A 2,573-nucleotide genomic window follows, 5' to 3' on the forward strand; every position below is an offset into this window, starting at 1 on the left:
TTGTTGCCGTGGAGCTCGATACGCGCGATGGCGGGGCGTTCCGCGACGTCGACGACGAGGACGTTGCCGTCACGGCGCAGCGTCACGTCCTGGAAGAAGCCGGTGTCGTAGAGCGAGCGGATGGCCGAGGCGGCCTGCGAGCCGGTCACCCGGTCCCCCACCTGGACGGGCAGGTAATTGAACACGGTACCCGCCGAGATGCGACGCAATCCCTCGACGCGAATGTCGTCCACCTGGAACGGCTCCATGGCGGCCGCCTGCCCCATCACCGCGGCAAGCGCCAGTGCAAGTAGCGATTTACGCATTCGCTCGTCGATTCCCTATCAGCTCGGCCCGAACAATCGGGCAATGTCGTTGTAGAAGGCCACCGCCATCAGCAGCCCGAGCAGCGCGAGCCCCACCTGCTGCCCGACGGCCTGGGCGGCCTCCGACAGCGGCCGCCCCCGCACCCATTCGAGCGCATTGAACATCAGGTGCCCCCCGTCGAGCACCGGCACCGGCAGCAGGTTCAGCACCCCCAGGCTGATGCTCACGATGGCGAGAAACCGCAGAAACGGTACCACACCCAGCTGAGCGGATTGCCCCGCATACTGAGCGATATTGATGGGCCCGCTCAAGTTCTTCACCGAGGCCTCCCCGGTGATCATCTGCCCGAGCATCTTCACGGTGAGCGCGCTCGCACGCCACGTCTCCCCCGCCGCGACACCCACGGCGGCCAGCGGGCCGTACTGGATCGTCTGCTGCATGCGCTCGAGCGAGCTGCGGTCGAAACGCGGCGATACCCCGAGGCGGCCGATCGGGCCCTGGGCGGAGTCGACCTGGGCCAGCGTCACCGCCACCTCCCGGGGTTCGCCGTCGCGCTCGACCGACAGCGTCACGGACTCGCCGGGCCGGGCGCGGACATAATCGACCAGCCTTGCCCAGTCCGGCATGGGCGTGCCGTCGACCGCCTCGATGCGGTCGCCCGGCTGCAGCCCGGCACCCGCGGCGGGACCATCCGGCATGACCGAGTCGATCACGGGCTCGATACGCGGGCGCCAGGGCTGCATGCCCAGCGCGGCGAGGATATCCGGATTCTCCCCCACCGGACCGATCGCCGCGACGTCCAGGCTGTGACTCCGGCGCGGGCCGTCCTCGCCGGCCACCGTGGTCACCGCCAGGTCCGGGTTGCCGGGCCCCAGGGAGAGGATCTGCATGAGCACGTCGTCCCAGGTGCGGGTATCCTCGCCGCCCACGGCGACGATGCGCTCGCCGGACTGCAGGCCCGCCGCGGCGGCGGGCGTGTCCGGCTCGACCTGGCCGATCACCGGCTTCATCGCCGTAGTGCCGGTCACGAAGATCGCCCAGTAGGCGAGCACGGCGAAGATGAAGTTGAACCCCGGCCCGGCGAAGAGGATGGCGTTGCGCACCCACAGCGGCTGGCGATTGAACGCCCGGTGACGCTCCTGCTCGGGAACGTCGCCCTCGCGCTCGTCGAGCATCTTGACGTAGCCGCCCAGCGGTATCGCCGAGATCGCGTACTCCGTGCCGTCATGGCCCTGGCGGCGCCAGACGATGCGGCCGAAGCCCACAGAGAAGCGCAGCACCTTGACCCCGAGGCGCCGCGCCACCCAGAAGTGACCGAACTCGTGAACCGTGACCAGCAGGCCCAGGGCCACGGCGAAGGCAATGATACTGGTGAGCACGCTCATCGGCGCCCTCCACGGTCGATAGTCGCCTCGGCGGCGCGGCGCGCACGCGCGTCCGCCGCCATTACCTGTTCGAGCGAGGTCACCGGCTCCGCCGGCACCGCGGCCAGGGTCGACTCGACCACGTCCGCGATCGCCATGAAGCCGAGCCGGCGGCCCAGAAACGCCGCCACGGCGACCTCGTTGGCCGCGTTGAGCACCGCCGGGGCCGAGCCGCCCTCGCGCAGCGCCGCCACGGCCAGGCCGAGGCAGGGAAAGCGCGCCGGCTCCGGCGGCTCGAACTCCAGCCGGGCGACGGCGAAGAGATCCAGCGGCGTCACCCCGGCGGCGATCCGCTCCGGCGCGGCCAGGGCGTGGGCGATGGGGGTACGCATGTCGGGATTGCCGAGCTGTGCCAGCACGGAGCCGTCGACGTACTCCACCAGGGAGTGCACCACGCTCTGTGGGTGAATGACCACTTCCACCGCCGACGGTTCCAGACCGAAGAGCAGACAGGCCTCGATGTACTCCAGGCCCTTGTTCATCATGGTTGCGGAATCCACCGAGATCTTGCGCCCCATATCCCAGTTGGGATGGGCGCAGGCCTCCTCCGGCGTCACCCGCGACAGGCTCGCCGGGTCCCGGGTGCGGAACGGCCCCCCGGAGGCGGTCAGCAGCACCCGCCGGACCCCGCTGCCGGCCGCGCCGTCGTGGCCATACGACGGCGGCAGGCACTGATAGATGGCGTTGTGCTCACTGTCCACCGGCAGCAGCTCTGCACCACCCCGGCGCGCCGCCTCCAGCAGCAGCGGACCGGCCACCACCAGGGACTCCTTGTTGGCAAGCAGCACCCGGCAGCCCCGCTCGACGGCCGCCACGGTGGGCGCGAGCCCCGCGGCACCGACA

At 70.5% G+C, this 2,573-nt stretch carries 3 protein-coding genes; all 3 read right to left on the reverse strand.

The window, feature by feature from the left end; genetic code table 11:
- Nucleotides 1–305, reverse strand: a 305-nt coding sequence (locus tag G7A99_RS13080) for a POTRA domain-containing protein (protein ID WP_371807619.1), incomplete at its 3' end; no start/stop codon positions are given.
- A gap of 18 nt (nucleotides 306–323) precedes the next feature.
- Nucleotides 324–1,691: an RIP metalloprotease RseP gene (rseP, locus tag G7A99_RS13085; protein WP_163140787.1), complete on the reverse strand. Its 1,368-nt coding sequence runs from the start codon at nucleotides 1,689–1,691 to the stop codon at nucleotides 324–326.
- Nucleotides 1,688–2,573, reverse strand: an 886-nt coding sequence (gene dxr, locus G7A99_RS13090) for a 1-deoxy-D-xylulose-5-phosphate reductoisomerase (protein WP_240466277.1), incomplete at its 5' end; no start/stop codon positions are given. The genes dxr and rseP, both read right to left, overlap by 4 nt.

The sequence above is a fragment of the Arhodomonas sp. KWT genome (assembly GCF_010993615.1).

Coding starts and splice junctions, on each gene's coding strand:
- rseP (WP_163140787.1), bottom strand. CDS start 1,691: ATGAGCGTGCTCACCAGTATCATTGCCTTCGCCGTGGCCCTGGGCCTG.